This window comes from Streptomyces brasiliensis, assembly GCF_014647875.1.
Lineage (GTDB): Bacteria > Actinomycetota > Actinomycetes > Streptomycetales > Streptomycetaceae > Streptomyces > Streptomyces brasiliensis.
In genome coordinates, this window is record NZ_BMQA01000001.1 from 618221 (window position 1) to 644937 (window position 26717).

General features: G+C 71.2%; 25 protein-coding genes. 8 read left to right on the plus strand and 17 right to left on the minus strand.

All coding sequences use genetic code 11. The features are described from left to right. Nucleotides 1-59: 59 nt before the first annotated feature. Nucleotides 60-2390, plus strand: coding sequence for an ATP-binding cassette domain-containing protein (locus IEZ19_RS02900; protein ID WP_189309339.1), 2331 nt, complete (start codon nt 60-62; stop codon nt 2388-2390). A gap of 252 nt (nt 2391-2642) precedes the next feature. Here the strand turns inward: IEZ19_RS02900 and IEZ19_RS02905 are convergent, their stop codons facing one another. The 5 genes from IEZ19_RS02905 to IEZ19_RS02925 all read right to left on the minus strand — a co-directional run bounded on the left by IEZ19_RS02905 (nt 2643) and on the right by IEZ19_RS02925 (nt 7786). Continuing rightward, on the minus strand, nt 2643-3503 hold the full coding sequence (locus tag IEZ19_RS02905) for a lysophospholipid acyltransferase family protein (RefSeq protein WP_189309340.1): 861 nt from the start codon (nt 3501-3503) through the stop codon (nt 2643-2645). Next, on the minus strand, nt 3503-4276 hold the full coding sequence (locus IEZ19_RS02910) for a GNAT family N-acetyltransferase (RefSeq protein ID WP_189309341.1): 774 nt from the start codon (nt 4274-4276) through the stop codon (nt 3503-3505). Before IEZ19_RS02910 ends, IEZ19_RS02905 begins: the two co-directional genes overlap by 1 nt. 151 nt (nt 4277-4427) lie before the next feature. Then, entirely contained in the window at nt 4428-5273 is an 846-nt protein-coding gene (locus tag IEZ19_RS02915; RefSeq protein WP_189309342.1) for an alpha/beta fold hydrolase, read from the minus strand. Next, nucleotides 5273-6205: a VOC family protein gene (locus tag IEZ19_RS02920; protein WP_189309343.1), complete on the minus strand. Its 933-nt coding sequence runs from the start codon at nt 6203-6205 to the stop codon at nt 5273-5275. The genes IEZ19_RS02915 and IEZ19_RS02920 overlap by 1 nt, the downstream gene beginning before the upstream one ends. A gap of 33 nt (nt 6206-6238) precedes the next feature. After that, nucleotides 6239-7786, minus strand: a complete 1548-nt coding sequence (locus tag IEZ19_RS02925) for a bifunctional 3-(3-hydroxy-phenyl)propionate/3-hydroxycinnamic acid hydroxylase (RefSeq protein ID WP_189309344.1) — start codon at nt 7784-7786, stop codon at nt 6239-6241. 194 nt (nt 7787-7980) lie between these two features. Between IEZ19_RS02925 and IEZ19_RS02930 the strand changes: the two genes are divergently transcribed. Beyond that, the gene (locus IEZ19_RS02930; protein WP_189309345.1) at nt 7981-8631 is read left to right on the plus strand and encodes a TetR/AcrR family transcriptional regulator; all 651 of its coding nucleotides are present in this window, start codon (nt 7981-7983) and stop codon (nt 8629-8631) included. Between the two features lie 23 nt (nt 8632-8654). Here IEZ19_RS02930 and dmpG read toward each other — a convergent pair whose 3' ends face one another. From dmpG to IEZ19_RS02945, 3 genes are read right to left on the minus strand one after another with little or no spacing between them, the layout of a single operon-like run. Next, a complete protein-coding gene (gene dmpG, locus IEZ19_RS02935) occupies nt 8655-9680 on the minus strand; it encodes a 4-hydroxy-2-oxovalerate aldolase (protein WP_189309346.1) in 1026 nt (341 codons plus the stop codon). After that, nucleotides 9680-10624 carry an acetaldehyde dehydrogenase (acetylating) gene (locus tag IEZ19_RS02940; RefSeq protein WP_189309347.1) on the minus strand — a complete coding sequence of 315 codons (945 nt, stop codon included), beginning with the start codon at nt 10622-10624 and terminating at the stop codon, nt 9680-9682. Before IEZ19_RS02940 ends, dmpG begins: the two co-directional genes overlap by 1 nt. Continuing rightward, nucleotides 10621-11442, minus strand: coding sequence for a 2-keto-4-pentenoate hydratase (locus tag IEZ19_RS02945; RefSeq protein ID WP_189309348.1), 822 nt, complete (start codon nt 11440-11442; stop codon nt 10621-10623). The genes IEZ19_RS02940 and IEZ19_RS02945 overlap by 4 nt, the downstream gene beginning before the upstream one ends. Nucleotides 11443-11511: 69 nt before the next feature. Between IEZ19_RS02945 and IEZ19_RS02950 the strand changes: the two genes are divergently transcribed. Further along, nucleotides 11512-12273 (plus strand): IclR family transcriptional regulator, encoded by a 762-nt coding sequence (locus tag IEZ19_RS02950; RefSeq protein WP_189309349.1) that lies wholly within the window; start codon nt 11512-11514, stop codon nt 12271-12273. A gap of 169 nt (nt 12274-12442) precedes the next feature. On the opposite strand, the gene IEZ19_RS02955 is transcribed toward IEZ19_RS02950, so the two are convergent. The 3 genes from IEZ19_RS02955 to IEZ19_RS02965 are packed head-to-tail and all read right to left on the minus strand — an operon-like array spanning nt 12443 to nt 15811. Next, nucleotides 12443-13192 carry a succinate dehydrogenase/fumarate reductase iron-sulfur subunit gene (locus tag IEZ19_RS02955; protein WP_189309350.1) on the minus strand — a complete coding sequence of 250 codons (750 nt, stop codon included), beginning with the start codon at nt 13190-13192 and terminating at the stop codon, nt 12443-12445. Then, nucleotides 13189-15138: a fumarate reductase/succinate dehydrogenase flavoprotein subunit gene (locus IEZ19_RS02960; protein WP_189309351.1), complete on the minus strand. Its 1950-nt coding sequence runs from the start codon at nt 15136-15138 to the stop codon at nt 13189-13191. Before IEZ19_RS02960 ends, IEZ19_RS02955 begins: the two co-directional genes overlap by 4 nt. A 1-nt stretch (nt 15139) precedes the next feature. Next, nucleotides 15140-15811 carry a succinate dehydrogenase gene (locus IEZ19_RS02965; RefSeq protein WP_189309494.1) on the minus strand — a complete coding sequence of 224 codons (672 nt, stop codon included), beginning with the start codon at nt 15809-15811 and terminating at the stop codon, nt 15140-15142. Between the two features lie 120 nt (nt 15812-15931). Between IEZ19_RS02965 and IEZ19_RS02970 the strand changes: the two genes are divergently transcribed. Then, entirely contained in the window at nt 15932-16816 is an 885-nt protein-coding gene (locus IEZ19_RS02970) for a LysR family transcriptional regulator (RefSeq protein WP_189309352.1), read from the plus strand. Nucleotides 16817-17018: 202 nt separating this feature from the next. On the opposite strand, the gene IEZ19_RS02975 is transcribed toward IEZ19_RS02970, so the two are convergent. From IEZ19_RS02975 to IEZ19_RS50360, 5 genes are all read right to left on the minus strand, one after another. Continuing rightward, nucleotides 17019-17798: an oxidoreductase gene (locus IEZ19_RS02975; protein ID WP_189309353.1), complete on the minus strand. Its 780-nt coding sequence runs from the start codon at nt 17796-17798 to the stop codon at nt 17019-17021. Nucleotides 17799-17916: 118 nt separating this feature from the next. Beyond that, nucleotides 17917-20061, minus strand: coding sequence for a putative bifunctional diguanylate cyclase/phosphodiesterase (locus IEZ19_RS02980; protein ID WP_189309354.1), 2145 nt, complete (start codon nt 20059-20061; stop codon nt 17917-17919). Beyond that, a complete protein-coding gene (locus IEZ19_RS02985; protein WP_189309355.1) occupies nt 20058-20870 on the minus strand; it encodes an SAM-dependent methyltransferase in 813 nt (270 codons plus the stop codon). The genes IEZ19_RS02980 and IEZ19_RS02985 overlap by 4 nt, the downstream gene beginning before the upstream one ends. Before the next feature lie 215 nt (nt 20871-21085). After that, nucleotides 21086-22027 (minus strand): SCO0930 family lipoprotein, encoded by a 942-nt coding sequence (locus IEZ19_RS02990; protein WP_189309356.1) that lies wholly within the window; start codon nt 22025-22027, stop codon nt 21086-21088. Nucleotides 22028-22207: 180 nt separating this feature from the next. Then, nucleotides 22208-22489, minus strand: a complete 282-nt coding sequence (locus IEZ19_RS50360; protein WP_229839917.1) for a hypothetical protein — start codon at nt 22487-22489, stop codon at nt 22208-22210. Between the two features lie 223 nt (nt 22490-22712). Here IEZ19_RS50360 and IEZ19_RS52530 point away from each other — a divergent pair, with 223 nt between their 5' ends. From IEZ19_RS52530 to IEZ19_RS03005, 3 genes are all read left to right on the plus strand, one after another. Beyond that, complete coding sequence (locus IEZ19_RS52530; RefSeq protein ID WP_268248603.1) at nt 22713-22841, plus strand: hypothetical protein; 129 nt, start codon at nt 22713-22715, stop codon at nt 22839-22841. A 31-nt stretch (nt 22842-22872) separates the two neighbouring features. Further along, entirely contained in the window at nt 22873-23637 is a 765-nt protein-coding gene (locus tag IEZ19_RS03000) for a bestrophin-like domain (RefSeq protein ID WP_189309358.1), read from the plus strand. A 226-nt stretch (nt 23638-23863) separates the two neighbouring features. Beyond that, nucleotides 23864-24568, plus strand: a complete 705-nt coding sequence (locus tag IEZ19_RS03005) for a hypothetical protein (RefSeq protein WP_189309359.1) — start codon at nt 23864-23866, stop codon at nt 24566-24568. A gap of 152 nt (nt 24569-24720) precedes the next feature. On the opposite strand, the gene IEZ19_RS50365 is transcribed toward IEZ19_RS03005, so the two are convergent. Further along, on the minus strand, nt 24721-25215 hold the full coding sequence (locus IEZ19_RS50365) for a hypothetical protein (protein WP_229839908.1): 495 nt from the start codon (nt 25213-25215) through the stop codon (nt 24721-24723). Nucleotides 25216-26024: 809 nt separating this feature from the next. Here IEZ19_RS50365 and IEZ19_RS03015 point away from each other — a divergent pair. Beyond that, the gene (locus tag IEZ19_RS03015; protein ID WP_189309495.1) at nt 26025-26696 is read left to right on the plus strand and encodes a class F sortase; all 672 of its coding nucleotides are present in this window, start codon (nt 26025-26027) and stop codon (nt 26694-26696) included. The last annotated feature ends 21 nt before the right edge of the window (nt 26697-26717 follow it).

Below are 26717 nucleotides of genomic sequence, written 5' to 3' on the forward strand. Positions count from 1 at the left end.
GCTAGAATCGCGGGGTTTGTCCCACCCGGCCGGCCCGTCGAGAATTCAGGGTTTCCCCGATGCCCAGCCCCCATGACCCGTACGTCCGCGTCCGTGGTGCCCGTGAGCACAATCTGAAGGGCGTCGACGTCGACATCCCCCGGGACGCGTTGGCCGTGTTCACCGGGGTGTCCGGGTCCGGCAAGTCGTCGCTCGCTTTCGGCACGATCTACGCCGAGGCGCAGCGACGCTACTTCGAGTCGGTGGCTCCGTACGCCCGCAGGCTCATCCACCAGGTGGGCGCGCCGCGGGTCGGGGAGATCACCGGGCTGCCGCCCGCCGTCTCGCTGCAGCAGCGCCGCTCGGCCCCTACCTCCCGCTCCTCCGTCGGCACGGTCACCAATCTGTCGAACTCCCTGCGCATGCTGTTCTCGCGCGCCGGCCACTACCCGACGGGCGCCGAGCGTCTCGACTCCGACGCCTTCTCCCCCAATACGGCGGCCGGTGCCTGCCCGGGGTGTCACGGGCTCGGCCGAGTGCACCGCACGTCCGAGGAGTTGCTGGTCCCCGACTCCTCCCTGTCGATCCGCGACGGCGCGATCGCCGCCTGGCCGGGGGCCTGGCAGGGCAAGAACCTGCGCGACATCCTCGACGCGCTCGGCCACGACGTGGACCGGCCGTGGCGTGAACTGCCCGTCGAGGCGCGGGAGTGGATCCTGTTCACGGACGAGCAGCCGGTGGTCACCGTGCACCCGGTGCGGGACGCCGATCGCATCCAACGGCCGTACCAAGGCACGTACATGAGTGCCCGGCGGTACGTCATGAAGACGTTCTCGGACTCCAAGAGCCCCACCCTGCGGGCGAAGGCCGAACGCTTCCTGACGAGCGCGCCCTGTCCGGTGTGCGGTGGCAGCAGGCTGCGGCCCGAGGCGCTGGCGGTGACCTTCGCGGGCCGAACGATCGCCGAACTGGCCGCGTTGCCGCTGGCGGAGCTGGCCGGCCGGCTCGACGGCGCGCCCGAGACGGCTCGGGTCCTCACCGAGGACCTCGGGTCCAGGATCGCGCCGGTCGTCGAGCTGGGCCTCGGCTATCTGAGTCTCGACCGTGCGACACCCACCCTCTCGGCGGGCGAGCTGCAACGGCTGCGCCTGGCCACGCAGTTGCGCTCCGGGCTGTTCGGGGTGGTGTACGTCCTCGACGAGCCGTCGGCCGGGCTGCACCCGGCGGACACGGAGGCGCTGCTCACGGTGCTGGCGCGGCTGAAGGCGGCGGGCAACTCGGTGTTCGTGGTGGAGCACCATCTGGACGTGGTGCGCGGCGCCGACTGGGTGGTGGACGTGGGCCCGCGTGCGGGTGAACACGGCGGCGAGGTGCTGCACAGCGGGCCGGTGCCGGACCTGGCCTCGGTCCCGGAGTCGGCGACGGCCCGTTTCCTGTTCGACCACGCGCCTGCCCCCGTGCGGGAACCACGCACGCCGCGCGGGTGGCTGAACGTCGGTCCGGTGACCCGGCACAACCTGCGCGCGGTCACGGCCGAGTTCCCGCTGGGCGTGTTCACGGCGGTCACCGGGGTCTCCGGTTCCGGGAAGTCCACCCTGATCGGCGAGATCACGGAGGAGCTGGCGGGCGTGGGGCGGCTGGTCTCGGTGGACCAGCGCCCGATCGGGCGCACTCCGCGCTCCAACCTGGCCACGTACACCGGCCTGTTCGACGTGGTGCGCAAGGTGTTCGCGGCGACGGACGAATCCCGGGCACGGGGTTACGGTGCCGGGCGATTCTCCTTCAACGTGGCCGGAGGGCGCTGCGAGACCTGCCAGGGCGAGGGTTTCGTCAGCGTGGAGCTGCTGTTCCTGCCGAGCACGTACGCGCCGTGTCCGGACTGCGGCGGGGCGCGCTACAACCCCGAGACGCTCCGGGTGACGTACCGGGGACGGAACATCGCGCAGGTGCTCGACCTGACGGTGGAAGCGGCGGCGGAGTTCTTCGCGGACACCCCTGTGGTGGCCCACAGCCTGGACACCCTGCTCGACGTGGGCCTCGGCTATCTGCGCCTCGGCCAGCCCGCGACCGAGCTGTCCGGCGGGGAGGCCCAGCGCATCAAGCTGGCGAGCGAGTTGCAGCGCGGCCGCCGGGCGCACACCCTCTACCTGCTCGACGAGCCGACAACGGGCCTGCACCCGGCCGACGTCCAGGTCCTGATGCGCCAACTGCACGGCCTGGTGGACGCCGGTCACACGGTCGTGGTGGTCGAACACGACATGACGGTGGTGGCGGAAGCGGACTGGGCGATCGACCTGGGTCCCGGCGGCGGTGACCAGGGCGGCAGGATCGTGGCGGCGGGGCCTCCGGCGGAGGTGGCGCGGGCCGTGGGCAGCGCCACGGCACCGTATCTGGCCCGGATCATGGGGTGAGCGCCGTCGGCCGGCCGCGGGACCGCCGACCGGTCTGCCACGCGAGCGACGCCTGGCGGCGGCCGGGCGGTGGGCCCGCTCGACGCGCGTGACGGACGGCGGGTGTCGCGCGCCGGGTGGCGGTCACCGCATCGACCCGGCGGGCCCGGCACCGGTCGACGCCCACGGCATCCTCGGGCCCCACACCGAGCGGCGACCGCTGTGTCCGCCCGGCCCCGGGCCCCCACCGGCCGACCGTGACAGCGTGGCCCCTCAGGCCGCGCCCCGGGCAGTGCCGCTGAACGCCGGAGCCTCGGCGTGGACGTGGTCGAGCACCAGCGCCGCGTGGGTCCAGCCCGGCTCGCCTCCCGTCGGCTGTGCCGCCCGGGCCAGGGCTCGGCGGTCCGGGTGGGTGCCCGGCGCGATCGCCGGGAGGACCTGTACCTCGGCCACCAGGCCGCGCGCCGTCGCCACCCGCCACAGGGAGGCGAACAGCGTGTCCTCGCCCACGAAGGCGGGGGCCGTGCTGGCCGCTCCCCCCTCGACGCGGTACTGCAGGCGGACCGGCTGGACGGGGACGCCCGCGTCGAGTGCGGCCTGGAAGACCGCCCGGTGGAAGCGGCCGTGGGCGCGGCCGCACCAGGTGCTACCCTCGGGGAACGCGACGACGGCCGCGCCGCCCCGGAGGGCTCCCGCGATGCGCGCGACCGTGTCCGGGAGCGCGCGCAGGCGGTCCCGCTCGATGAACAGGACGCCCGCGCCGGCCGCCAGCGCACCGGCCACGGGCCACTCGCGGATCTCCGTCTTGGCGAGCATCCGCGCCGGACGCACCGCGGCCAGCAGCGGGATGTCCAGCCAGGAGATGTGGTTGGCCACCAGGAGCAGACCGCCCGTGGGCGCGGCGGTGCCGGTGATGCGCACCCGGACCCCGGCGGCCCGCACGATCGCCCGGCACCACCGCCCGACCAGCCCGGCGGGGATCCTCCCGCCGAGCGGGAGCAGCACGGCCCCGGCCAGGACGAGGACCGCGACCCCGGCGAGCCGCAGCACCGCACGTGGTACGGCCGTGGCGGACCCCGTCGGCTCCACGCACGCCCCTGGGGTGCAGGGCGCGCTGGGCAGCCAGACGCTCATCAGGCAGCCGGTACGAGGGAGAGGAAATGCTTCAGGTAGCGCGGGTTGACCCGGCGCATCGACAGCAGCACGTACAGGTCGGCGACGCCGAAGTCCGGGTCGTGCGCGGGCTCGCCGCAGACCCAGGCGCCCAGCCGCAGATAGCCGCGCAGCAGGGCGGGAAGCTCGGTGCGTCCGGCCGGCGCCTCGGCGTTGGGGATCCAGGGCAGCAGCGGCCGTACCCGGTACTCCTCGGGCGCCAGGTGCTTGTCCTTCACGCGCTCCCAGGTGCCGGTGGCCAGCGCGCCGCCGTCGGCGAGCGGGACGGAGCAGCAGCCCGCCAGCCACTCGTGGCCGCGGTCGACCATGTAGCGGGCGATTCCGGCCCAGATCAGGCCGATGACCGTGCCGTCGCGGTGGTCGGGGTGCACGCAGGAGCGGCCGACCTCGACCAGACCCGGGCGGATCGGGTCGAGTCCGGCGAGGTCGAACTCGCCCTCGGAGTAGAGCCGCCCGGCGACGGACGCGCGCTCCGGGGGCAGCAGCCGGTAGGTGCCGACGACCTGCCCGGTCAGGGTGTCGTTCACGAGCAGGTGGTCGCAGTACGCGTCGAAGGGGTCGATGTCGTGGCCCGGCTGCGGGGTCGACAGCAGAGCGCCCATCTCACCGGCGAAGACGTCGTGCCGCAGCCGCTGCGCGGCCCGCACGTCGGCCTCGTCACGGGCGAGCGTGACGGTGTAGCGGGTGGGCGCGGCGGGCTGCGGGGGACGGTCGAGGGTGGAAACGCCGGTCATGGCTCTCTCCTGGTCACGGGCCGGTGCGGCGACGTCGGGGACAACCCCAGTTCTTCCGACGCCGGTTGGCGCGCGCGTGACCTGTGCCAGGAGAGCGGATGTGCGGTTGTTGAACGGGTGGGGTGCGCCAGGGACCCTCAGTAACCGCAGGTCAGTTGTTCGTGACGAAGTCTACGACCAACCGGTTGAACTCGTCGGCGTGCTCGATCATCGCCCAGTGACCGCAGTGGTTGAGCACCACCAGCCGGCTGTTCGGGATGCTCGCCAGCAGGTACAGCGAGTTCTCGTAGGAGACGACGCGGTCGTCCCGGCCGTGGATGAGCAGGGCCGGCACCTGGATGGCCGGCAGCAGCTCGGGCTTGACCCACTTCGGCAGCGGCGCGCCCTTGGGCAGGCCGTCCACGTAGTTGCGCAGATGGTCCGGGCGGCCCAGCGCGGCGTCCGAGCGGGCCTGGCACAGCTCGGGGGTGGCGAACCGGGCCTTGTCGTAGACCATGATCTCGACGAGGCGCCGCATGTTCTCCGGGCTCGCGTCCTGGTAGGCCTGGATCAGGACCTTGAGGCCCTCGGAGGGGCCGTCGCCGGCGCCGAAGAGGGTGGGCATCCGGCCGACGGGCGGGCCCATGGTGATCAGGTGTGAGATGCGCTCGGGGTGCTCGGTGGCCAGCCGCAGCGAGGTCTGGCCGCCCATCGAGTTGCCGACGAACGCGGCCTTGTCGATGCCGAGGGCGTCCAGGAACTGGATCGCCGCCGTGACGTGGTCGAGCTGGTCGACGGTGGCCGCGGACGACTCGCCCCAGCCGGGCATGTCGACGGCGTACACGTGGAAGTGCTCGGCCAGTGCCTCGATGTTGCCGGCGAAGTTGCTCCAGCCGGTCGCGCCGGGCCCGCTGCCGTGCAGCAGGACGACCGGGTGGCCGGAGCCCGCCTCGTAGTAGCGGAGTTTCCAGTCGGCGGTCTGGACGGTGCGGGCGATGGTGTTCGGGTCGAGGGTCATCAGTGGGCCTCTCCGTTCGGCGTGGGGGCGGCGGCGAGCAGGTCGGCGACGACGCCCGGGGGACGGTGGCCCCAGCTGTGCAGCCGGTCGAGCGTCTTCACCTCCCAGGTCTCGTCGTCGATGATCAGACCGCCCCAGCCGTACTCGACGCTGAAGCCCGAGGGCGTGAAGACGTAGAAGCTGAACATCTGGTCGTTGGGGTGCATGCCGAGGGTCATCTCGAACGGCTGCTTGGCGTCCATGCAGCGGTCGTAGGCGAGGCCGACGTCGCGGATGTCGGTGACCTCGACCATGAAGTGGTGGGTCTTCTTCGGCGAGGGCAGATCTCCGAAGGCCACGGTGTGGTGGCGGCCGTTGCAGTGCAGGAAGATCAGGTCGGCCACGACGCCCGGGGCCAGCTCCTCGACGATGATGTCGCTGATCTTGAAGCCCAGCAGGTCGACGTAGAAACCGAGGTAGGTCTCGCGGGAGACGCCGTGGGCGAGCAGGACCTGGTGTCCCGCGCCGCCGGCGCCGGTCACGAACCCGCCGAGCAGTTTCGCGGACTCGAAGGGGGTGGGGGCGTCGGCCAGGCCGGTGACCAGTTCGAGGCGGTTGCCCATCGGGTCGGCGGTGACGAAGATCCGGTCGACCTTGCGGGCGGCGGCGAGGGTGTCGTCGCCCTCGGCGACCTCGGTCCCGGCGGCGCGCAGCTTCGCGACGAGCGCGTCGAGCGCGGCCGCGTCCGAGACCTCGTAGCCGGTGGCGACCAGGTCGTCGACGGGACCCTCGGTGACCACCCAGCGGTGGGCCTTCTCGTCGGTGCGCAGGGTGAATCCGTCGGCGGTCTTCTCGCCGTACTGCATGCCCAGCAGGTCGACGCCGAAGTGTTCCCAGTCGGCGAGGCTGCTGACCTCGTAGACGACGTATCCGAGTTCCTTTACTCCGGACATGTCCGTTCTCCTTCTTTCGGGCTCTCGGGCTTCTCAGATCGTGGGGACGGCGAGGCCGCTGACATCGGCCGCGGCCACGAACCGGTCGGGACGCAGGGCCACGGCGCGGGCGCCGTACCGGCGCAGCCACGGCAGCAGGGCCTCGTCGAGGTCGACCAGTTCGTCCGGGCCCTGCGTGTACTCCGTCTTCGGCCGTACGGCGAGGTAGCGGGCGCCGAGCGCGTCCCAGCCGGCCTTCTCCTCGGGAGTCAGCAGGGTCGCGGGGTCGACGTCGTCGCCGAGCAGGACGAAGCCGTGGCCGAGGAGGTCGTCCAGCCGGGCCATCCGGCCGACGGTGTCGCCGACGGTGGGCTGCGGCACCATCCGGCCGACGATGCTGGCGTCGCCCAGCGGACCCCGCAGCCAGCCGCCCTCCAGCACCGGCGGGGCGGTCAGCGGCGGCTCGTAGGGAGTGACGGGGTTGTCGGGCACCGCGTTCATCGCGGCCTGCTCCTCCTCGGAGGCCTCCCGCTTGATGACGCGTCCGAGGCCGACGGCGAGGCCGGTGTAGTAGGCGGCGTTCGGGCGCCGCTCGGCCTCGTAGGTGTCCAGCCAGCTCTCGGGCAGCTCGCCCTTGATGACGCGGGCGAGCTTCCAGCCCAGGTTGTGGGCGTCGCGCATCCCGGTCTGCATCCCGGCGCCGGCCCACGGCGGCATCAGGTGAGCCGCGTCGCCGGCCAGGAAGACCCGGTCCCGGCGCCAGGTGTCGGCCATGCGGACGTGGTGCCGGTAGAAGGCGTGCTGGTGGATCTCGACGTCGTCCTCGGTCACCCCGAGCGCCTTGAGCAGCGGCCACACCTCGGTGCTGGTCGGGTAGTCCTCGGGGGACTCGTCGGGCTTGAGCGGGATCTCCCAGCGGTGGTTGCCCGCGGACAGGGCGATGTCGACGACCGGGCGCTCCTTGTCGGACCAGAAGGTCAGGAAGTCGCGGTCGGGCCACCAGCGCTTGACGCGGCAGTCGACGACCACCCAGGAGACGTGGTTGGTGTCGCCGTCCAGCTGACAGCCGATCCGGCCGCGGGTGGCGCTGGAGCCGCCGTCGGCGCCGATCGCGTACCGGGCGCGGAGCGTGCGGGTCTCTCCGGTCTCGGTGTCCTTCGCGGTGAGGGTGACACCGTCCTCGTCCTGGTCGATCTCCGTGACCTCGGCGCCGTAGTGGACGGTGATGCGGTCGCCGTACTCCTCGGCGGCGGCGCGCAGTTCGGCCTCCATCGTCGGCTGGTAGATGTTGTAGAAGCGCGGTTTGCGGCCCAGCGTCGACGGCGGGTGCTCGATCCGCATGATCTCCGTGCCGTCGTAGGTCATCCAGCGCAGGGCCCGCTGCGGGTCGATCTTCTTGTCGATGCGCTCGTCGATGCCGAGGTCCTGGAAGATCCGCATCGTCCAGTCGTTGACGGTCACGGCGCGGGCCCGGGGGTAAAGGTCCTTGTCCCGTTCGACGGCGACGGCAGAGACGCCGTAACGGGCGAGAGTGAGGGCGGCGATCACGCCGGTCGGGCCGTACCCGACAATCGCGACATCCGCGTCGTAGCTCTGGGTCATGCACAGACTCCGTTGTCCCGTCCGCACGCCTCGGTGCGGAACTTTTGGACCGATCGGTCGGTCCAATAGTGGGGGAGGTTAACAACTCGCCACGGCGGCATGTCAAGGGTTATTGCAAGATCTTGTGACAGGGATGGACGGCCCGGACCGGGGGTGGATCACCGCATCCGGAGGTGCCGCCTAGAATTCGGCAGGTGGAGACGTCCGAGCCGAAAGCGCACACCAGCAACCGTCGCGGCCGCCGATCGCGCCAGGAGATCCTCGACGCGGCGGCGCGCGTGATGTCCGTGCGCGGCTACGCCGGCACGTCGATGTCGACGCTCGTCAAGGAGACGGGCCTGCCCAAGAGCGCCTTCTACCATCACTTCGAGTCCAAGGCGGGGCTGCTGTCGGCGGTCATGGTCCAGGGAGCGCACGGGTTCTTCGGCGCCATGCGCGACGCCCACCGCGACCCGCCCGAGGGCGGCACGCCGCGCGAGCGCATGCGCTGGTACCTGGGGCGGACGGGCGAAGTCATCGAGAACCGCGAGGAGTTCCTGCGGCTGCTCCTGGTCCTGGTGATGAGTCATGAGGCAGCCGAGGCGCCCGAGGCGCTGCGGACCGTGCAGGCGGTCCGTGACGAGGGCCGCGTGTACATGCAGCACATGATCCGCTCCGCGTTCGCGGGAGAGGGCGAGGCCGCCGCCGATCTGGTCGCGGACGCCCTCGCCCACTTCTGCATGGGCGGGTTCGACGGCGCCTTCGTGTCCTTCCAGTCTGCGGACGGCAAGCCGCTCTCGCAGTTCATGGAAGAACTCGCCGACGCCACGGTGGCGCTCGGCGAGTCCCTCCTCGCCGCCCGCTGAGGCGGACGGCACTTGACGCACCCTCAGGCGGCCTGCGCCTCGCGCTCGGCGACGATCGTGAGCGCGACGTCGACGATCATGTCCTCCTGACCGCCCACGAGACGGCGGCGGCCGCACTCCATGAGGATGTCGCGGACGTCGATGCCGTACCGCGCGGCGGCGGCCTCCGCGTGCCGCAGGAACGACGAGTAGACACCGGCGTACCCCAGCGTGAGGGTCTCTCGGTCGACGCGCACCGGACGGTCCTGGAGCGGCCGGACGATGTCGTCGGCGGCGTCCTGGAGCTGGAACAGATCGCAGCCGTGCTCGAAGTCCGAGATGTTCGCGACCGCGATGAACGCCTCCAGCGGGCAGTTGCCCGCGCCCGCGCCGTGCCCCGCGAGCGAGGCGTCGACCCGGCGCACGCCGTTCTCCACGGCCACGACGGAGTTGGCGACCGACAGCGAGAGGTTCTCGTGGGCGTGGATGCCGATCTCGGTCTCCGCGTCCAGGACATCGCGGTAGGCCCGTACGCGCGCGGCCACGTCGTTCATGGTGAGCCGGCCGCCGGAGTCGGTGACGTAGACGCAGTGCGCGCCGTACGACTCCATCAGCTTGGCCTGCTTGGCCAGTTCCTCGGGCGGGGCCATGTGAGAGAGCATCAGGAAGCCGGACACGTCCATGCCGAGTTCACGGGCCGCGGCGATGTGCTGGGCCGCGATGTCAGCCTCGGTGCAGTGCGTGGCGACGCGGACCGAGCGGACGCCCAGGTCGTAGGCGCGCTTCAGCTCGTGGATGGTGCCGACGCCGGGCAGCAGCAGGGTGGTGAGGCGAGCGCGCTCCAGCACGGAGGCCGCCGCCTCGATCCACTCCCAGTCCGTGTTCGAGCCGGGGCCGTAGTTGACCGAACCGCCGGCGAGGCCGTCGCCGTGCGCGACCTCGATCGCGTCGACGCCCGCCCGGTCGAGTGCGGCGACGATGCGCTTGACGTCCTCGGGGGTGATCCGGTGCCGTACGGCGTGCATGCCGTCGCGCAGGGTCACGTCCTGGACGAAGATCGGGGTGCCCATCAGCGGCCCGCCTTCCGTGCTGCGATGCGCTCCGCGACCTGCAGGCCGGCGGAGGTCATGATGTCGAGGTTGCCGGCGTAGGCCGGGAGGTAGTGCGCGGCGCCCTCGACCTCGAGGAAGACCGACACCTGGTGGGTGGGCCGGGCGCCGGCGTCGGGCAGGAGGGTGCCCACCGGCTGGTCGGCGGGGATCTCGGTGATCTGCACCTGCTGCTTGAGGCGGTAGCCGGGGACGTACGCGGCGACGTCGGCGACCATCTTCTCCACCGACCGGCGGATCTCGTCGTGGGTCGCCGGGTCCGGTGCCGTGACGAGGCAGAAGACCGTGTCCCGCATCATCAGCGGCGGCTCGGCCGGGTTGAGGACGATGATCGCCTTGCCGCGGCGGGCTCCGCCCACGCGCTCGATGGCGGCCGAGGTGGTCTCGGTGAACTCGTCGATGTTGGCGCGGGTGCCCGGGCCCGCCGACTTCGACGCGATCGACGCGACGATCTCGGCGTACTCGACCGGCGCGACGCGGCCGACCGCGGCGACGACGGGGATGGTGGCCTGGCCGCCGCAGGTGACCATGTTGACGTCGGGTGCGTCGAGATGCTCGTCGAGGTTGACGGCCGGGACGACGTACGGGCCGATCGCGGCCGGCGTCAGGTCGATCAGCCGCTTCCCGAGCGGGAGCAGCTTGGCGGCGTTCGTCTCGTGGGCCTTGGCGGAGGTGGCGTCGAAGACGATCTCGATCTCGTCGAAGCCCGGCAGGGCGATGAGCCCGTCCACGCCCTCGTGGGTGGTGGGCACGCCGAGCCGGGCGGCGCGGGCCAGCCCGTCCGAGGCGGGGTCGATGCCGACCATGGCGCCCATCTCCAGGTGCTGCGACCCGCGCAGCACCTTGATCATCAGGTCGGTGCCGATGTTGCCCGAGCCGATGATCGCGACCTTCGTCCTGCTCATGCTGCTCCCTCGCTGAAGCGGACCGTCACGGCGCCGAGGCCGGACAGGGTGGCGGTGACGGTGTCACCGGCGGCGACCGGGCGCATCGGGCCGAGGGCGCCGGAGAGGACGACCTGGCCGGCGCGCAGCGGCTCGCCGAGTTCGCGGGCGGTGCGGGCCAGCCAGACGACCGCCTCGACCGGGTCGCCGAGGCAGGCCGCTCCGGACCCGGTGGAGACCTCCTCGCCGTTGACGGTCATCGACATGGCGACCGCCACCGGGTCGAACTCGTCGAGCTCGAGGCGCTCGGCGCCGAGGACGTAGGCGCCCGCGGAGGCGTTGTCGGCCACGGTGTCGCCGAAGCTGATGTCCCACCCGGCGATCCGGCTGCCGCAGATCTCCAGCGCGGGCACGCCGTACGCGATGGCCGCGCGGACCTGCTCACGGTCGAGCGGCCCGTCGGCCAGATCGGCGCCGAGCACGAACGCGATCTCCGCCTCGGCCCGCGGCTGGAGCACCTGCTCGAAGGGGATGGTGTCGCCCTCGGCGTACGCCATGTCGTCGAAGAGGACACCGAAGTCGGGCTGATCGACGCCGAGCTGCTGCTGCACGGCCTCGGAGGTGAGACCGATCTTGCGGCCGACGATCGACGCGCCGGCGGCGAGCCGGCGCTCGGTGAGCGCGGCCTGCACGGCGTACGCGGCGCCCAGGTCGTCGCGGCCGATCAGGTCGCGCACGGGCGCGCACGGCACGCCGGAGGCGAAGGCCTCGGCGACGCGCTCGGCCGCGGCCGCGATGTCGGAGGGGCTCGGGGTGGCGAGCCGGTTGCTTTCGTTCACGCCTTCACTGTGCGGTCGGGCGGAACACCGAACCAGCACTTCGTCTCGCTCAGCGATACGCTGGCGGACATGACGGACACGGTCGACCTGAACACGGTGCTGGGCAAGGCGGTGACGATACTGCGTGCCTTCCGGCCCGACGACCAGGCCGTGAGCCTCGCCGAACTGGTGCAGCGCACCGGTCTGCACAAGGCGACGGTGCACCGGCTGTCCGGCGAACTGGTCGCCAATCGGTTGCTGGAGCGGGCCGACGGCGGCTACCGGCTCAGCGGCGGCCTGTTCGAACTCGGCATGCTCGCCTCCCTGGAGCGCAGCCTGCTGGAGGTGGCGATGCCGTTCCTCCAGGACCTGTACGAGCGCACCCACGAGACCGTGCACCTCGGGCTGCGCGAGGGCCATGACGTCGTGTACGTCGCCAAGATCGGCGGACACCGCCAGGCCAGGGTGCCCTCGCGGACCGGCGGGCGGATGCCGCTGCACTGCACCGCGATCGGCAAGGCGCTGCTCGCACACGCGGACGCGGACCTGCGGCGCGCGGTGCTGACCGGGCCGCTGGAGCGCCGTACCCCGCACACCGTGGTGGCACCGGGCATCCTGCGCCGTCAGCTGCAGCGGGTGACCGAGACGGGGGTCGCGTTCGAACGGGAGGAGTCGGCGGTGGGGCTGGTGTGTGTGGCGGCACCGGTTCTGGGCCGCCAGGACGAGCCCCTCGCGGCGATCAGCGTGGCCGGCCCCACCAGCAGGTTCCGTCCCGAGAGCCAGGTCACGGCGGTCCGCGCGGCGGCGGCGGCCCTGGGCAGCACCCTGATCCGGCGCGACTTCCTGCGCTGAGGTGCCGTGGAAAAGCGAGACGGGGCCGGGGAGCACCACTCCCGGCCCCGCCCGTCCGCACGGAGTCGGCGAACGTTCACTGATGCGCCCCGAGGGGCGCCGGGCTGCATCGATGTGCGGCTCCGCCGCGCGGGCGCGACCAGCCACCGCGCGCCCCCTCCCGACGGCGCTATCGCTTGGCGACCTTGCGGGTGGCCCGCAGCCACTCCTTGTTCATGCTGGTGATCGACATGAGCGGAATACCCTTCGGGCACGCGGTGGCGCACTCGCCGGTCAGCGTGCAGCCGCCGAAGCCCTCCTCGTCCATCTGCGCCACCATGTCGAGGACACGGGTCTCGCGCTCGGGCGCACCCTGCGGCAGCACGTTGAGGTGGTTGATCTTCGCGGACGTGAACAGCATCGCCGCACCGTTGGGGCACGCCGCCACGCACGCCCCGCAGCCGATGCACTCGGCGTGCTCGAAGGCGAAGTCGGCGTCCGGCTTGGGCACCGGCGCCGCGTGGGCCTCCGGCGCGGCGCCGGTCGGAGCGGTGATGTACCCGCCGGCCTGGATGATCCGGTCGAACGCGGACCGGTCCACGACCAGGTCCTTGATCACCGGGAACGCGGAGGCCCGCCACGGCTCGATGTCGATCGTGTCGCCGTCCTTGAAGGACCGCATGTGCAGCTGGCAGGTGGTCGTGCGCTCGGGCCCGTGCGCGTCGCCGTTGATGACGAGCGAGCAGGCGCCGCAGATGCCCTCGCGGCAGTCGTGGTCGAAGGCGACCGGGTCCTCGCCCTTGAGGATGAGCTCCTCGTTGAGCGTGTCGAGCATCTCCAGGAAGGACATGTCGGAGGATATGCCGTCCACCTCGTACGTGGACATGGCGCCGTCGGCGTCGGCGTTCTGCTGCCGCCAGACGCGCAGGGTGAGCTTCATGCGTAGCTCCGCTGAGTGGGGTGGACGTACTCGAAGACCAGGTCTTCCTTGTGCAGGGTGGGCGCCTCGCCGGTGCCCGTGAACTCCCAGGCGGCCGCGTAGGAGAACTCGTCGTCCTTGCGGGCGGCCTCGCCGTCGGGCGTCTGGGACTCCTCGCGGAAGTGGCCGCCGCAGGACTCGCTGCGGTGCAGCGCGTCGAGGCACATCAGCTCCGCGAGTTCGAGGTAGTCGACGATGCGGTTGGCCTTCTCCAGCGACTGGTTGAACTCCTCGCCGGTGCCGGGGACCTTGATGCGCCGCCAGAACTCCTCGCGGATCTGCGGGATGCGCTCCAGGGCCTTGCGCAGTCCGGAGTCGGAGCGGGCCATGCCGCAGAACTCCCACATGAGTTCGCCGAGTTCGCGGTGGAAGGAGTCCGGGGTGCGGTCGCCGTCGACGGCGAGGAGCTTCTCGAGGCGCCCCTCGGTCTCGGCCACGACCTCGCGCACGTCGGGATGTCCCGCGGTCACCGCCTCCTGGTGCGGGTTGCGCGCCAGGTAGTCGTTGATGGTGGCCGGCAGCACGAAGTAGCCGTCCGCCAGGCCCTGCATCAGCGCGGAGGCGCCGAGCCGGTTCGCGCCGTGGTCGGAGAAGTTGGCCTCGCCGATCGCGAACAGGCCCGGGATCGAGGTCTGCAGGTCGTAGTCGACCCACAGGCCGCCCATCGTGTAGTGCACGGCGGGGTAGATCCGCATCGGCACCTCGTACGGATCCTCGTCGGTGATCCGCTGGTACATGTCGAAGAGGTTGCCGTACTTGGCCTCCACGGCCTTACGGCCCATCCGCTCGATGGCGTCGGCGAAATCGAGGTAGACGCCCTGGCCGCCGGGGCCCACTCCCCTGCCCTCGTCACAGACGTTCTTCGCGGCGCGGGAGGCGATGTCGCGCGGGACCAGGTTGCCGAAGGACGGGTAGATGCGCTCCAGGTAGTAGTCGCGCTCGTCCTCGGGGATCTGGTTCGGCGGCCGGGTGTCGCCCTTCGCCTTCGGCACCCAGATCCGGCCGTCGTTGCGCAGCGACTCGCTCATCAGCGTCAGCTTGGACTGGTGGTCGCCGGTGCGCGGGATGCAGGTGGGGTGGATCTGGGTGAAGCACGGGTTGGCGAAGTAGGCGCCGCGCCGGTGCACCCGCCAGATCGCGGTCGCGTTGGAGTTCATGGCGTTCGTCGACAGGTAGAAGACGTTGCCGTAGCCGCCGCTGGCGAGGACGACGGCGTCCGCGAAGTACGTGTCGATCCTGCCGGTGATCAGGTCGCGGGCGACGATACCGCGCGCCTTTCCGTCGACGACGATCAGGTCGAGCATCTCGGTGCGCGGGTGGATCTCCACGTTCCCGGCGGCGATCTGCCGGGACAGCGCCTGGTAGGCGCCCAGCAGCAGCTGCTGGCCCGTCTGGCCGCGGGCGTAGAACGTGCGGGACACCTGGACGCCGCCGAAGGAGCGGGTGTCGAGAAGACCGCCGTACTCGCGGGCGAACGGCACGCCCTGCGCCACGCACTGGTCGATGATCTCGACCGAGATCTCCGCCAGTCGGTGGACGTTGGACTCGCGGGCGCGGAAGTCGCCGCCCTTGACCGTGTCGTAGAAGAGGCGGTGCACGGAGTCGCCGTCGTTGCGGTAGTTCTTCGCGGCGTTGATGCCGCCCTGCGCGGCGATCGAGTGGGCGCGGCGCGGGGAGTCCTGGTAGCAGAACTGGACGACGTGGTAGCCCTGTTCGGCGAGGGTGGCACCCGCGGAGCCGCCCGCGAGGCCGGTGCCGACGACGATCACGGTGTGCTTGCGCCGGTTGGCCGGGTTGACCAGCTTGGCCTCGAAACGGCGCTTGTCCCAGCGCTCGTCGATCGGTCCCTCGGGCGCCTTGCCGTCACCGACGGGCGCGCCGGTCTCGTAGTCCACGTAGGAAGTCATGTCAGCTCACCACTCCGGTCATGACGCCCACGGGTACGGCGATGAAGCCTGCCGTGAGCAGCAGCGCGAGGACGTCGGCGACGGTCTTCAGGGCGCGGTCGCGGGTGCGGCTGCCGACGCCGAGGGTCTGGGCGGCGCTCCAGAAGCCGTGCCGGATGTGCAGGCCGAGGGCGAGCATCGCCACGATGTAGATGACGTTGCCGTACCAGGTGGAGAAGGTGTCCACGACGTTCTGGTACGGGTGGCCCTCCTGGAAGCCACCGGAGTGCACGGTGCCGGTCGTCAGGTCCAGGATGTGCCACACGATGAAGAGGCCGAGGATGATCCCGCCCCAGCGCATGGTGCGCGTGGCGTAGCTCGCCCGGGGCCTGCTGTGCACGTACTTGCTGGGGCGCGCCTTGATGTCGCGCCGGCTGAGCTGGTAGGCGGACGTGGCGTGGGCCACCACGGCGACGACCAGGACGACGCGGATGAGCCACAGCGTCCACTCGTAGTGCATGAACGGTTCGCCGATGGTGCGCAGCCAGTGGGCGTAGTGGTTGAACTCGCCCGCTCCGAAGTAGATCTTCAGGTTGCCGATCATGTGCACGACCAGGTAGAGCAGCATGATCAGTCCGCTGACCGCCATCACGGTCTTCTTGCCGACGGAGCTGTCCCACATCGTGCGCGCCATGGACGGCCGTCGGTCCGTCCGCGTTGCCAGAGCCATGGCTCAGCACGCTAGGGCCGAACGACCCTATCGGTCCAAGACATGGAATCCCTCGTTTCGATAGCCCGGGCCTATGATGGCCGGGTGCACTTCCAGCAGCTCCAGTACTTCGTGGCGGTAGCCGAGACCCGGCACTTCACCCGGGCCGCCGAAGTGGTCCATGTCGCCCAGCCCTCGCTGTCCCAGCAGATCAAGGCGCTGGAGCGGGAGCTGGGGGCGGATCTCTTCCTGCGGGCTCGGGGCAACATCACGCTCACCGACGCCGGCGAGGCGCTGCTGCCGCTGGCCCGGCGGATCCTGGCCGACGCGGACACGGCCCGGCAGGAGGTGCAGGAGCTGGTGCAGCTGCGCAGCGGCCGGGTCCGGCTGGGCGCGACGCCGAGTCTGTGCACGGGTCTGCTGCCCGACGTGCTGCGCGCCTTCCACGACCGCTACCCCGGCATCCGGCTGCTGATCGAGGAGGGCGGCTCGCACGACCTCGTCCGCGAACTCGCCCGCGGCGCGCTGGACCTGGCCCTGGTCGTCCTCCCCCTGCCGACCCCGTCCCCGGCGCTGACCACGGTGGAACTGCTGCGTGAGGATCTGGTGGTGGTGTCGTCACCGGAGGCGCCGGCACCGGGACGGGACGGCCGGCAGGTGCGGATCGCCGACCTGGAGGGCGAACGGCTCGTGATGTTCCGGCACGGCTACGACCTGCGCGAGCTGACGGTCGCCGCGTGCCGCGCCGAGGGCTTCGAGCCGGACTTCGCGGTGGAGGGCGGCGAGATGGACGCCGTCCTGGGCTTCGTGCGGGCGGGTCTCGGCGTGGCCGTCGTCCCGCGCATGGTCGCGACCCGCTCGGGACGCGGCTTGCGCGTCACCCCGCTGGCCCGACCGGGCCTGTACCGGACCATCGCCCTGGCACACCGCAGCGATGTGGCACCGCCACGGGCGGCCAGGGAACTGCAGCGGATGCTGCTGGAACGGTGACCACCGGGTCTACGGCGACGTGGCGCCTTGGCGCGCTCCAGGAAGCTGCAGTGGATGCTGCGGGAGCGCCGATCAGCAGGTCCGGGACGACGTGGCGCCTCCGCGAGCCGCAAGGAGGCGCGGTGGATGCTGCCGGGGCGGTGATCATCGGGTTTGCCCCGCGCGCACCCGGAAGCTGCTGCGGACGCTCCTCGAGCGGTGATCACCAGGTGGGGATCAGACCGCCGTCGATCACGAAATCACTGCCGGTGATGTTGGCGGAGCGGTCGCCCGCCAGGAACACGGCCAGCTCCGCCACCTCCCGGGGCTTGGTGAAGCGGCCGGTGACCATGGACGACTTCGCCTCGGCCACGATCTCCTCGGGGGTGCCGCCCACCGCGGCCGACACCGTGTGGGCCACCCCTCCCCCGCCGAGCCACAGATCCGTCTCCACCGGACCCGGACTCACGGTGTTGAGGCGGATGCCCTTCGGGCCGACCTCCTTGGACAGGGCCTTGGAGAAGGCGACGAGGGCGGCCTTGCCCGCGCTGTAGTCGATCACCAGCGGGTCGGGCAGGGTGGCGTTGACCGAGGCGATCGTGACGACCGAGCCCCGGCCCGCCTCGAGCATCACGGGCAGTGCGGCCCGCGTGACCCGTACGGCCGAGAGGAGGTTCAGGTCGAGCGTGCGCCGCCATTCCTCGTCGGTCACCGTGAGGAAGCCTCCGGTGCGGGGCGGCGCCGTTCCGACGTTGTTGACGAGGATGTCCACCCGCCCCCGGGCGGCCTCGACCAGCCGCTCGGCCGCCGCGGGCTCGCTCAGGTCGACGGGCACCCAGGTCACCGAGCCCTGCTCGACCAGCTCGTCGAGGTCCTTCGACGACGTGCGGGATCCGGCGACCACGGCCGCTCCGGCGCCGGCCAGAGCCTCGGTCACCGCCAGTCCGATGCCCTTGCTGGCGCCGGTGACGACGGCGGTCCTGCCCTGCAGTTCATTGCCCATGACATCGGCTCCTTGGAATGGGGAGAGCGGGGCGCGAGCGAAAACCCTACGAGCCCGGCACCCGCGGTGCCAGGCCCGTACCGGCACCGCAGGGCGAGCACGTCGCCCCGCTCAGCGCTCAGCCCGTCGCGTCCACCAGCGCCAGTTCGTGCAGCCGCTCCGGCGGGCCCGGGCGGGCGTAGTACCAGCCCTGGGCCGTGTCGCAGCCCAGTATCCGCAGCTGTTCGGCCTGGGCGCCCGTCTCCACGCCCTCCACGGTGACGGCGAGGTCGAGGCTGTGGGCGAGGGAAACGATCCCTTCCACGATCTTCAGGTCGACCGGGTCCGCCGGGAAGCGCTGCATGCTCTGCGTGAAGGAGCGGTCCAGCTTGAGAATGCTCACCGGCAGGCGGCGCAGGTTGGCGAGGTTCGAGTAGCCGGTGCCGAAGTCGTCCAGGGCGATGTCGACGCCCATCTCCGCGAGCCGGCGCAGCGGCTTGAGGAGGTCGTTGTCGGCACCGATGAGCGCCGACTCGGTGACCTCCAGGCACAGCGAGTCCGGCTGGACGCCGGTGCGCTCGAGGATCTCCACCGTGTCCTGGACCAGTCCCGGGTGGCTGAGCTGGCACGGGGAGAGATTGACATTGATGCGCAGGGGCCGGTCGGCCGTCCCGTCGCCGTACCGTTCCCCCCACTCGCGGGCCTGGCGCACCGACTCCTCCAGGACCCAGCGGCCGAGCGGCACGATCAGACCGGTGTGTTCGGCGAGCGGGATGAACCGGTCGGGGCCGAGGACGCCGTGCTGCGGGTGCAGCCAGCGCACCAGGGCCTCGGCGCCGCGGACGCTGCCGTCGCCGAGGTGGACCAGCGGCTGGTACTCGATGAAGAACTCGCCCCGGTCCAGGGCCGCGGGCAGCGCCGTGGTCAGCCCGTGCCGGGTGATGGCGCGGGCGTCGGCCTCCGGGTCGGCCAGCTCGAAGCGGTTGCCGCCCGCCGACTTGGCCCGGTACATGGTGATGTCCGCGCTGCGCAGCACCTCGGCCGGGGTGCGCTCGCCCGCGGGGCCCTCGACGATGCCGATGCTGCCGCGCACGAGGAGTTCGCGGCCGTCGATGCTGACGGGGGTGACGAGCGCGTTCATGATGCGCTCGGCCAGCTCGTCGACCTCGCGCTCGGTGCCGGGCCCGGTGGTGAGCGCCACGAACTCGTCGCCACCGAGCCGGGCGACCATCTCGCCGGGGGCGGTGGCGCAGGCCTGCAGCCGGTCGGCGACCTCGACGAGCAGCCGGTCGCCCGCCGCGTGGCCGAGGCTGTCGTTGATGGTCTTGAAGCCGTCCAGGTCGAGGTAGCACAGCCCGAAGCGCTGGCCCTCGCCGGCGGCCAGCGCCTTCTCCAGGCGCTCGAAGAACAGGGTGCGATTGGGCAGTCCGGTGAGCGCGTCGTGCGTGGCCTCGTAGCGCAGCCGGAGGTTGAGGAGCCGCCGTTCGGTGGTGTCCTCCATGAGCGCGAGCTGGTACTGCGGGTTTCCGTCGGCGTCACGCAGCAGGGACACCGTCAGATTGGTCCACAGGACCGTTCCGTCGGGGCGGTTGAACGCCTTCTCGACGTGGTAGTGCTCGCGATCGCCGCGCACCAGCTCCTCGTACAGCCGCCAGGTCTGGGGAGCGTCGTCGGGGTGCGTCCAGGCCGGCACCCGGCGGCCGCGCAGCGACTGCTCGGAGAGCCCGAACATACGCAGCAGCGCCCCGTTGGCCTGGAGCACGGTGCCCTCGAGGTCCGCGATGCCGATCCCTATGGCAGCGCCCTCGAAGACCGCGCGGAAGCGGGCCTCGCTGGCGTGCAGCGCCTGGGCGACCACGCCCTGCGCCCTGAGCGCGGCCTGGGCGATGGACTCCTGCTCGGCGAGCGTGCGGTCGCGCAGCGCCTCGGCGAACCCGGCGGCCATGGCGTGCTGCAGCCGCGAGGAGCGCACCCGCAGCTCGTCCTGGGGGCCGTCCTCGCCGCAGTAGAGCACCAGATAGGCGTCGACGCAGTCCAGGGTGCGGCCGAGCGCCTCGGGGTCGGTGCAGTGCGCATCGACGAGCGCGGCGCCGACCGCCTTCGCCTCGCCGGCGTCGAAGCCGCGCCGTAGCAGCGCCCGGCTCAACCGGCGTGCGAGCGGCAGTAGTTGTTCCTCGAGCTCCGGCCGGGTCAGCGACGTGGAGGTCACCGGGAACACGGCCCGGCTCCAGATCGTCGCGAACCGGCGCAGTCTGTCCTCCGGCCCGTCCGGCTCCGCGCTCACGCGGTACGCCCCACGCCGGCGAACCCGGAGAACGCATAAGGGTCCTCGTCCTCCGGCGCCGTCTGAGGCCGCCAGTGCGGCATCGGCACCAACCCGGGCTCCACCATGTCGTACCCCTCGAAGAACCGCGCGATCTCGTCGCGCGAGCGCATGATCAGCGGGTTGCGAATGTCCTTGTATACGTCCACCGTGCCCTCGGCCCGCTCCGGCGGCAGGGGGATTCCCTCGTACGAGGCATGCGTGAGGATCAGGAGGCTGCCGGGCGCGAGTTCCTTGCTCAGCCGCGCCACCGCACCGTGCGGGTCGTCCACGTCTTCCACGAAGTGCAGTATGGCAACGAGAAGCAGCGCCACTGGCCGATTCAGGTCGATGAGGTGCTCGACCTGAGGGCTCGCGAGGATCTCGTGGGGCTTGCGGAGGTCGGCCGCGACCACCTCCGCGTCGTCGTTGCCGTCCAGGACCGCCTCGCTGTGCGCCACGGCCACCGGGTCGTGGTCGACGTACACGACGTGGGCGCCCGGCTGTTCGGCCTGGGCCACCTCGTGGACGTTGCCGAACGTCGGGATGCCCGAGCCGATGTCGAGGAACTGCGTGATGCCCTCGCCGACCGCGAAGCGCACCGCGCGGCGCATGAACGCCCGGTTCGCCTGCATGATCTTCGGAAGCCCCGGCATGAACTCGATGGCTTTGCGGGCCGCCTCGCGGTCGACCTCGAAGTTGTGCGAACCGCCCAGGTAGTAGTCGTAGATACGCGAAACGCTGGGCACCGAGATGTCGATGCTCCGTGGAGCCCAGGCGGGACGTTCCATGCATCGCTCCGAGGCGTAGCCGACAGGGACAGACGATCCGGTGTTCGAGCCGAGGCTACTGATCGTCCGCCAATGGAGCGACCCGAAACGGAAATTGGCCGTCCGTTCCCGGTCACGGAGCGGTCGGATCATGGGTCCGCCCCCTCCGCATGGCAGCGGAGGGGGCGGACCGGTGGTCGTACGCCTCGTATGGACGAACCCTGGGGAGGCGCTCTCTACTTGGGCGCGTCGACCGGCTTGCCGTCGGGCGTGACGGCGTACCACGTGCCGCCCACGCCCCGGCCGTTGGTGTCTCCGGGAGCCGTGTCGCCGGAGAAGGTGTAGATCGGCCAGCAGTTCACCGTCATCTGCTTGGCACCGTCGGGGCGGGTGAAGCCCATCAGGCCCTTCTTGGCGACGCCCTTGGTGTCGTTCGCGTTCACCGGGGCGACGGCCGGCCACTTCTCGAGGCAGGCTCCGGTGCAGTTCGAGACGGACTCGGGCCAGGCCTTGTCCTTGAGGAACCGGTAGACCGTCATGCCGTTCTTGTCGACGACGATCTCGCCGAGCTCGGGGTCCTTGCGGGTCGACAGACCGGGCAGGCCGGACAGTTTCGCCTTCTTGCCGTCGGGGGCGAGCGCGAACCACTTGCCGCCCACGCCCTGGCCGTTGACGTCGCCGGCGTCGAGGTCCTTCGCGTAACGGTAGGCGGGCCAGCCGCCGACGGTCAGCTGCTTGGTGCCGTCGGCCCGGGTGACCTCACCGAGGAGCGCCTTGTCGATACCAGCGCCGGCCGTGGCGTCGTCCGCGGGAACCGGCGGCCAGGTGGTGGCGCAGTCGCCGTCGCAGTTCGACTTGGGCGGATGGGCGGTGTCCGCGTCGAAACGGTAGAGGGTGAGACCGGACTCGTCGCTCACCACCTTGCCCAGATCGGGGTTGGCGGCCACGGACAGCTGCCCCGCGGGGCTCACCGTGGCCGGGGAAGGGGAGGCCTGGCTGCCGTCGGCGCCGTACCCGTTGCCGGCACCGGTCCCGTAGCCGCCCGCCGCGGCCGTCGCACCGACGTTCTGGGCCGCCGACGACGGGGTGGTGGCATTGTCCTGACCGCACGCCGTGGTCAGTGCCAGCACCGAAGCGGCCGTCGCCACCAGTGAGGCGGTCCGCCAGGAGGTCTTCATCGTCAACTCCCCATTATCGCCTGGATGTTGCGGCAACTGCTGCGCTGCCGGACGACACTGGGTACGGACGTGACGGGGCGATGCGTTCAACGCTCGCGCGGATTTCTTTCCGGATCCTGTGCCACTCCCGCCCCGTCCCCGCGGGTCAAGGTGCCGTTCACCGGCTGTCCCTCCTTCGGATCAATCACCCGGCTCGGCGGCATGGTGTGCCTCCGCGCGCTCCAGGATCTCGGTCGTGCATGGACCAGAACCGATCCGATTCCCGCCGGTCACGAGGGTGTTGGCCCTCGTGACACTGACGTGGATCCTCGTGGGCTGCCCGATCGGCACGGCGCGGGCCGACGCCTGCGCGTACGCCTCGACGGGCCCGGACGGCATCACGGCGGTGGCCGTGGCAGGGGACTCCTGGCCGGCGTCCCCGGCCTGCCCCACGCCTCCACCGTGCCCTTCGTCGACACCCACCCCGTCTCCCCCGCCCACACCCACCCCGTCTCCCCCGCCCAAGCCCACACCGAAACCCACGCCAAAACCGACACCACCCCCGCCGCGCGCCCAGCCCCCCGCACGACCGGCCCCCACTCCGGTCACGACACCGACACGCAAGCCGGCCCCGACGCCCCCCGGCAGACCGTCCCCGCCGCCGAAGCCGACTCCACGCTCGGCCCCGCATCACACGGCGACCCCGGTGAAGTACCCGCGGTATCAGCCCGAGCCGGCTGCCGCCCCGGCCCACGGCCGTACGTCTCCGGTCGCCTACGTCCTGCTCATCACCATCCCCGCGATCGCCGCCGTCGCCGCCCTGCGGCCGCGGTGACCGTCGATTCGCCCGTTCCTGGAGGCACCTGTTGTCGGATTGGCTTGTTCTCGTCCTCGCGATGCTCGCCGCCTGTGCCGTGGTGGTCGTCATCACACTCGTACGGCACCGCACGGCGTCGGACGACGACGACCCGAGCGAGACACCGGACGTCATCGAGTACATGACGATGTGGATCGGCGTCGTGTACGCCATCGTGCTGGGTCTGGCCGTCGCGGGGGTGTGGGAGGCGCGCAGCGCCGCCCAGGACCATGTGCAGACGGAGGCCCAGGCGCTGCACGAGATCTCGGAGCGGGTCCGGGTCTATCCACCGGACGTCCGTGACGGCATTCGGGCCGATGTCAACGCCTATGTCGGACACGTCGTGCACATGGAGTGGCGGACGATGACGGAACGCGGCCACCTCACGCAGGAAGGCACCGAACTCCTCGCCCGCATCCGTCGCGACGTCACCGACTACCAGCCGCGGTCGGACTTCGAGGCACAGGCCTACCAGCCGCTCGTCGACCAGGTGGCCGCGGTGGACCAGGCGCGCAGCGCCCGCGGCGACTCGACCGGGGCCACGATGCCGGGCTTCGTGTGGTTCGGGCTGATCGCCGGGGCAACGATCACCGTCGGCATGGTCTTCGCCCTGCAGATCCGGCGCACCAAACGGGAGTTGGTCCTCGCCGGGCTGTTCTCCGCGACGATCGCGTTCATGCTGTTCCTGATCTGGGACTTCGACGCCCCCTACAGCCGGGGCATCCGGGCCACGGCCCAGCCGTTCCTGTATCTCTTCCCGCACATCAAGGGCTGACCGCCGCTGACGCGCCGCGAGCCCCGGGGGAACGACACCGACACGCCGTGCGCGTCCCCCGTCCGCGGCACCGATGTCGCCCGTGCGGCCCACGCATGTGCCCCGTTCGCGCTACCCCGATCGCGCCGGTGCGCGCGGTTTCCTAGCGTTCCGGTCATCGAGGGCATTTCCAGCACGAGCGGAACAAGGTCCGCGGCTGCTCCTCGGTGACCGGAGGAAACACACCATGTGCCCGATACGCGTCGCCTCGGCCGTCCTGCTCGGTGCCGTAGCCCTCACCCTGTCCGCTCCGGCCGCCGACGCGGACGACGGCGGGGGCGGCCGCCACGTCACGCCGTACGGCTTCTGGGTCGAGCCGCAGAACGCGGCGGTGGGCGGCAAGGTGACGCTGTATCCGGACCGTGGCGGCGCCTGCAAGGGCTTCGCGACGGCCTCCTCCGGTGTCTTCGACACGGTCCGCATCCCACAGGGGCGTTCGTCGGCAACGGCCGCCGTCCGCCGGGACGCACGGTCCGGGTCCCCGTACCGCGTGACGTTCGACTGCGACGGATTGTACGGCTCCACCGATTTCACCGTGGCGAGCAGCCGGCAGCCGGGCGGCTTGCTGCCCGAGCCGGTCCAGCAGATCCAACCAGTCCCGCCGCTCCAGCCGGTCCAGCCAGTCACGCCGGTCGATCCGGTCCAGCCAGTCACGCCGGTCCAGCCAGTCACGCCGGTCCAGCCAGTCACGCCGGTCCAGCCGGACCAACCTGGCCAACCCCTCCAACCGTTCCAGCAGGTCCCAGGCCCCGTCCAGGCCGGTGACGGCGGCGGCAGCCTCGCCGGGTTCGACCTCAAGGAGATCGCTCTGGGGGTCGCGCTCGTGGCCGGCGTGCTCGGCGCGGCGTACCGTCTCACGCGCGGGGACAGCGGCGCCGAGGCCGACGCGTAGGCCGCGCCATGACTCGCGTACGCACAGCCGCCGAGAGCCGCACAGGACTTCGCCCCGGTTCTCGCTCGACGGAATCGAGGGAATCGGGGCGAAGGCCGTTCGGCGTGCGATGTGTTCTCGGAACAGGGAATGCCAGGCACCGGGGCGCCGGGTCAGATCCGCTTCTCGAGCCGGCGGCGCAGCCAGAACACGCAGCCGCCGACCACGGCCGACGACACCAGACCGCCGCCGATGGCCATGTCCGTCGGGGTCGCCCCGTTGGAGATGCTGCCGCCGACGCCGCCGTGCACACCGCCGAGCACCGTGAAGGCGTTGGGTCGGGTCAGGGTGCGTCCGTTGCAGTCGGCCGTGACGTCGTACGGGCCCGGCCTGACGTTGTTGTCGATGGTCGCGACGCCCCTGGCCGTGTCGCTGTTGCCGTTGACCGGCACCAGCGGGAGGGTGCGGAACGCGCGCGAGGACGCGTTGCCGCCACCCCGGCAGCCGTCCACGGTGATGGTGATGCGGCCGCCGCCGGCGACCACGCTGGGCTGGATGACGATGTTCCGCGCGAAGTTCCCGAGGTTGTTGTCGGGCCCGAAGGTGTTGTTGTTTCCGAGCCCGAGGCCGTTGTTGTTTCCGAGCCCGAGGCCGTTGTTGTTTCCCAGCCCGAGGCCGTTGTTGTTTCCCAGCCCGAGGCCGTTGTTGAACCCATTGTTGAACCCGTTGTCGTTGCCCGGGCGGTTCCCGTTGTTGTTGAACCCGTTGTCGTTGCCCGGGCGGTTCCCGTTGTTGTTGAAGCCTGGGCGGTTCCCGTTGTTGTTGAACCCGTTGTTGAAGCCCGGGCGGTTCCCGTTGTTGTTGAACCCGTTGTTGAAGCCCGGTCGGAACCCGTTGTTGAAGCCGTTGTTGCCGAAGCCGTTGTTGAACCCGTTGTTGAAGCCCGGCAGGAACCCGTTGTTGCCCAGAATGCCCCCGGGGACGGGGACGGGCAGGACGCCGTTGCCTCCGGGGACAATGGCGACGCCGCCCACGTCGGTGCCGCCCCCGTTGCCCATGCCGTCGGCCACGGCTACCGGGGTGGTGAGCCCGAGTGCGGCGACCGCGGCGGCCACGGCCGCCAGGGCGCGTGTGTTTCCCATGTGATCCTCCGCGGGAGGTGCCCCGGGTCCCGTCCCCGGTCTATCGGCGAGAAAGCACCTCCCGGAAAGACCCTCAGATGCGCGGAACACGCCCGCATTTCGAGAATGGTCCGTCCTGGTGATCAGACACGCCGTCAGACAAGCGCACAATCGGATATTACCGCAGGTCACGGACCGTCAGAAAAAATCCTGTGGGTGGCAACTCGGATGGCGCACCAAAAGGCCTCCGGGCCACCCGTTCGCGCCCGCCTCCGATCGCAGCGGGCCCGAACGGGACTTAGCGTTCTCGTATGCGCGATGGACGCGGCGACGGCCGTGTCGAGAGGGGATGGCTAATGTTTGCGTCCGGGCTGTCCGAGCTTGCCGAAGAGGAGGAGCGGCAGAGGAAGCGTGCCCCGTGGGGCGTGATAGCGCTGGTTCTGCTGACCGGACTCGCTCTCATCCGGAACGGATCCGGGGAGTTCGACGTCGGACCGCCGCAGCCGGCTCAGGCCGCCGCGGCCGAGAACGCCGTACCGGGCACCACGTCCACCAAGGCCCCACAGCCGCTGCCGTTCTCCTCCCCCGAGCGGGTCAGGATTCCCTCGATCCGGGTGGACGCCCCCGTGACGCCCGTCGGCCTGGACACCGACGGCTGGGTGGCCGCACCGCCGCCGGACGACCCGAACCTGGCCGGCTGGTTCACCGGCGCCGTCTCGCCCGGCGAGAAGGGCACTGCCGTGATCGTCGGCCACGTCGACAACAAGTCGGGCCCCGCCGTGTTCTACGGGCTCGGGGCGCTCAAGAAGGGAAGCCAGGTCGAGGTGCGGCGCAAGGACGGCAAGACCGCCGTGTTCGAGATCTACGGCATCGAGGTCTTCGCGAAGAGCAACTTCCCCGGCGACCGCGTCTACGCCTCCAAGGGCACACCCGAGTTGCGGGTCATCACGTGCGGCGGCGGCTTCTCGAAGGAGAACGGCTACGAGGGGAACGTCGTCGTGTTCGCCCGCCTGGTCGAGGCGCGCTGAGCGTGCCGCGGCCCGGCGGGC

What these genes read in the sequence shown, in the direction of transcription:
- IEZ19_RS02950 (WP_189309349.1), top strand. Translation starts at nt 11,512, where the DNA reads ATGACGGACACGGTCGACCTGAACACGGTGCTGGGCAAGGCGGTGACG.
- IEZ19_RS02990 (WP_189309356.1), bottom strand. Translation starts at nt 22,027, where the DNA reads ATGAAGACCTCCTGGCGGACCGCCTCACTGGTGGCGACGGCCGCTTCG.
- IEZ19_RS02940 (WP_189309347.1), bottom strand. Translation starts at nt 10,624, where the DNA reads ATGAGCAGGACGAAGGTCGCGATCATCGGCTCGGGCAACATCGGCACC.
- IEZ19_RS02915 (WP_189309342.1), bottom strand. Translation starts at nt 5,273, where the DNA reads ATGACCCTCGACCCGAACACCATCGCCCGCACCGTCCAGACCGCCGAC.
- IEZ19_RS03005 (WP_189309359.1), top strand. Translation starts at nt 23,864, where the DNA reads ATGTGCCCGATACGCGTCGCCTCGGCCGTCCTGCTCGGTGCCGTAGCC.
- IEZ19_RS02905 (WP_189309340.1), bottom strand. Translation starts at nt 3,503, where the DNA reads ATGAGCGTCTGGCTGCCCAGCGCGCCCTGCACCCCAGGGGCGTGCGTG.
- IEZ19_RS02920 (WP_189309343.1), bottom strand. Translation starts at nt 6,205, where the DNA reads ATGTCCGGAGTAAAGGAACTCGGATACGTCGTCTACGAGGTCAGCAGC.
- dmpG (WP_189309346.1), bottom strand. Translation starts at nt 9,680, where the DNA reads ATGGGCACCCCGATCTTCGTCCAGGACGTGACCCTGCGCGACGGCATG.
- IEZ19_RS02955 (WP_189309350.1), bottom strand. Translation starts at nt 13,192, where the DNA reads ATGAAGCTCACCCTGCGCGTCTGGCGGCAGCAGAACGCCGACGCCGAC.
- IEZ19_RS02910 (WP_189309341.1), bottom strand. Translation starts at nt 4,276, where the DNA reads ATGACCGGCGTTTCCACCCTCGACCGTCCCCCGCAGCCCGCCGCGCCC.
- IEZ19_RS02925 (WP_189309344.1), bottom strand. Translation starts at nt 7,786, where the DNA reads ATGACCCAGAGCTACGACGCGGATGTCGCGATTGTCGGGTACGGCCCG.
- IEZ19_RS02965 (WP_189309494.1), bottom strand. Translation starts at nt 15,811, where the DNA reads ATGGCGCGCACGATGTGGGACAGCTCCGTCGGCAAGAAGACCGTGATG.
- IEZ19_RS02960 (WP_189309351.1), bottom strand. Translation starts at nt 15,138, where the DNA reads ATGACTTCCTACGTGGACTACGAGACCGGCGCGCCCGTCGGTGACGGC.
- IEZ19_RS02975 (WP_189309353.1), bottom strand. Translation starts at nt 17,798, where the DNA reads ATGGGCAATGAACTGCAGGGCAGGACCGCCGTCGTCACCGGCGCCAGC.
- IEZ19_RS02985 (WP_189309355.1), bottom strand. Translation starts at nt 20,870, where the DNA reads ATGGAACGTCCCGCCTGGGCTCCACGGAGCATCGACATCTCGGTGCCC.
- IEZ19_RS03015 (WP_189309495.1), top strand. Translation starts at nt 26,025, where the DNA reads ATGTTTGCGTCCGGGCTGTCCGAGCTTGCCGAAGAGGAGGAGCGGCAG.
- IEZ19_RS02900 (WP_189309339.1), top strand. Translation starts at nt 60, where the DNA reads ATGCCCAGCCCCCATGACCCGTACGTCCGCGTCCGTGGTGCCCGTGAG.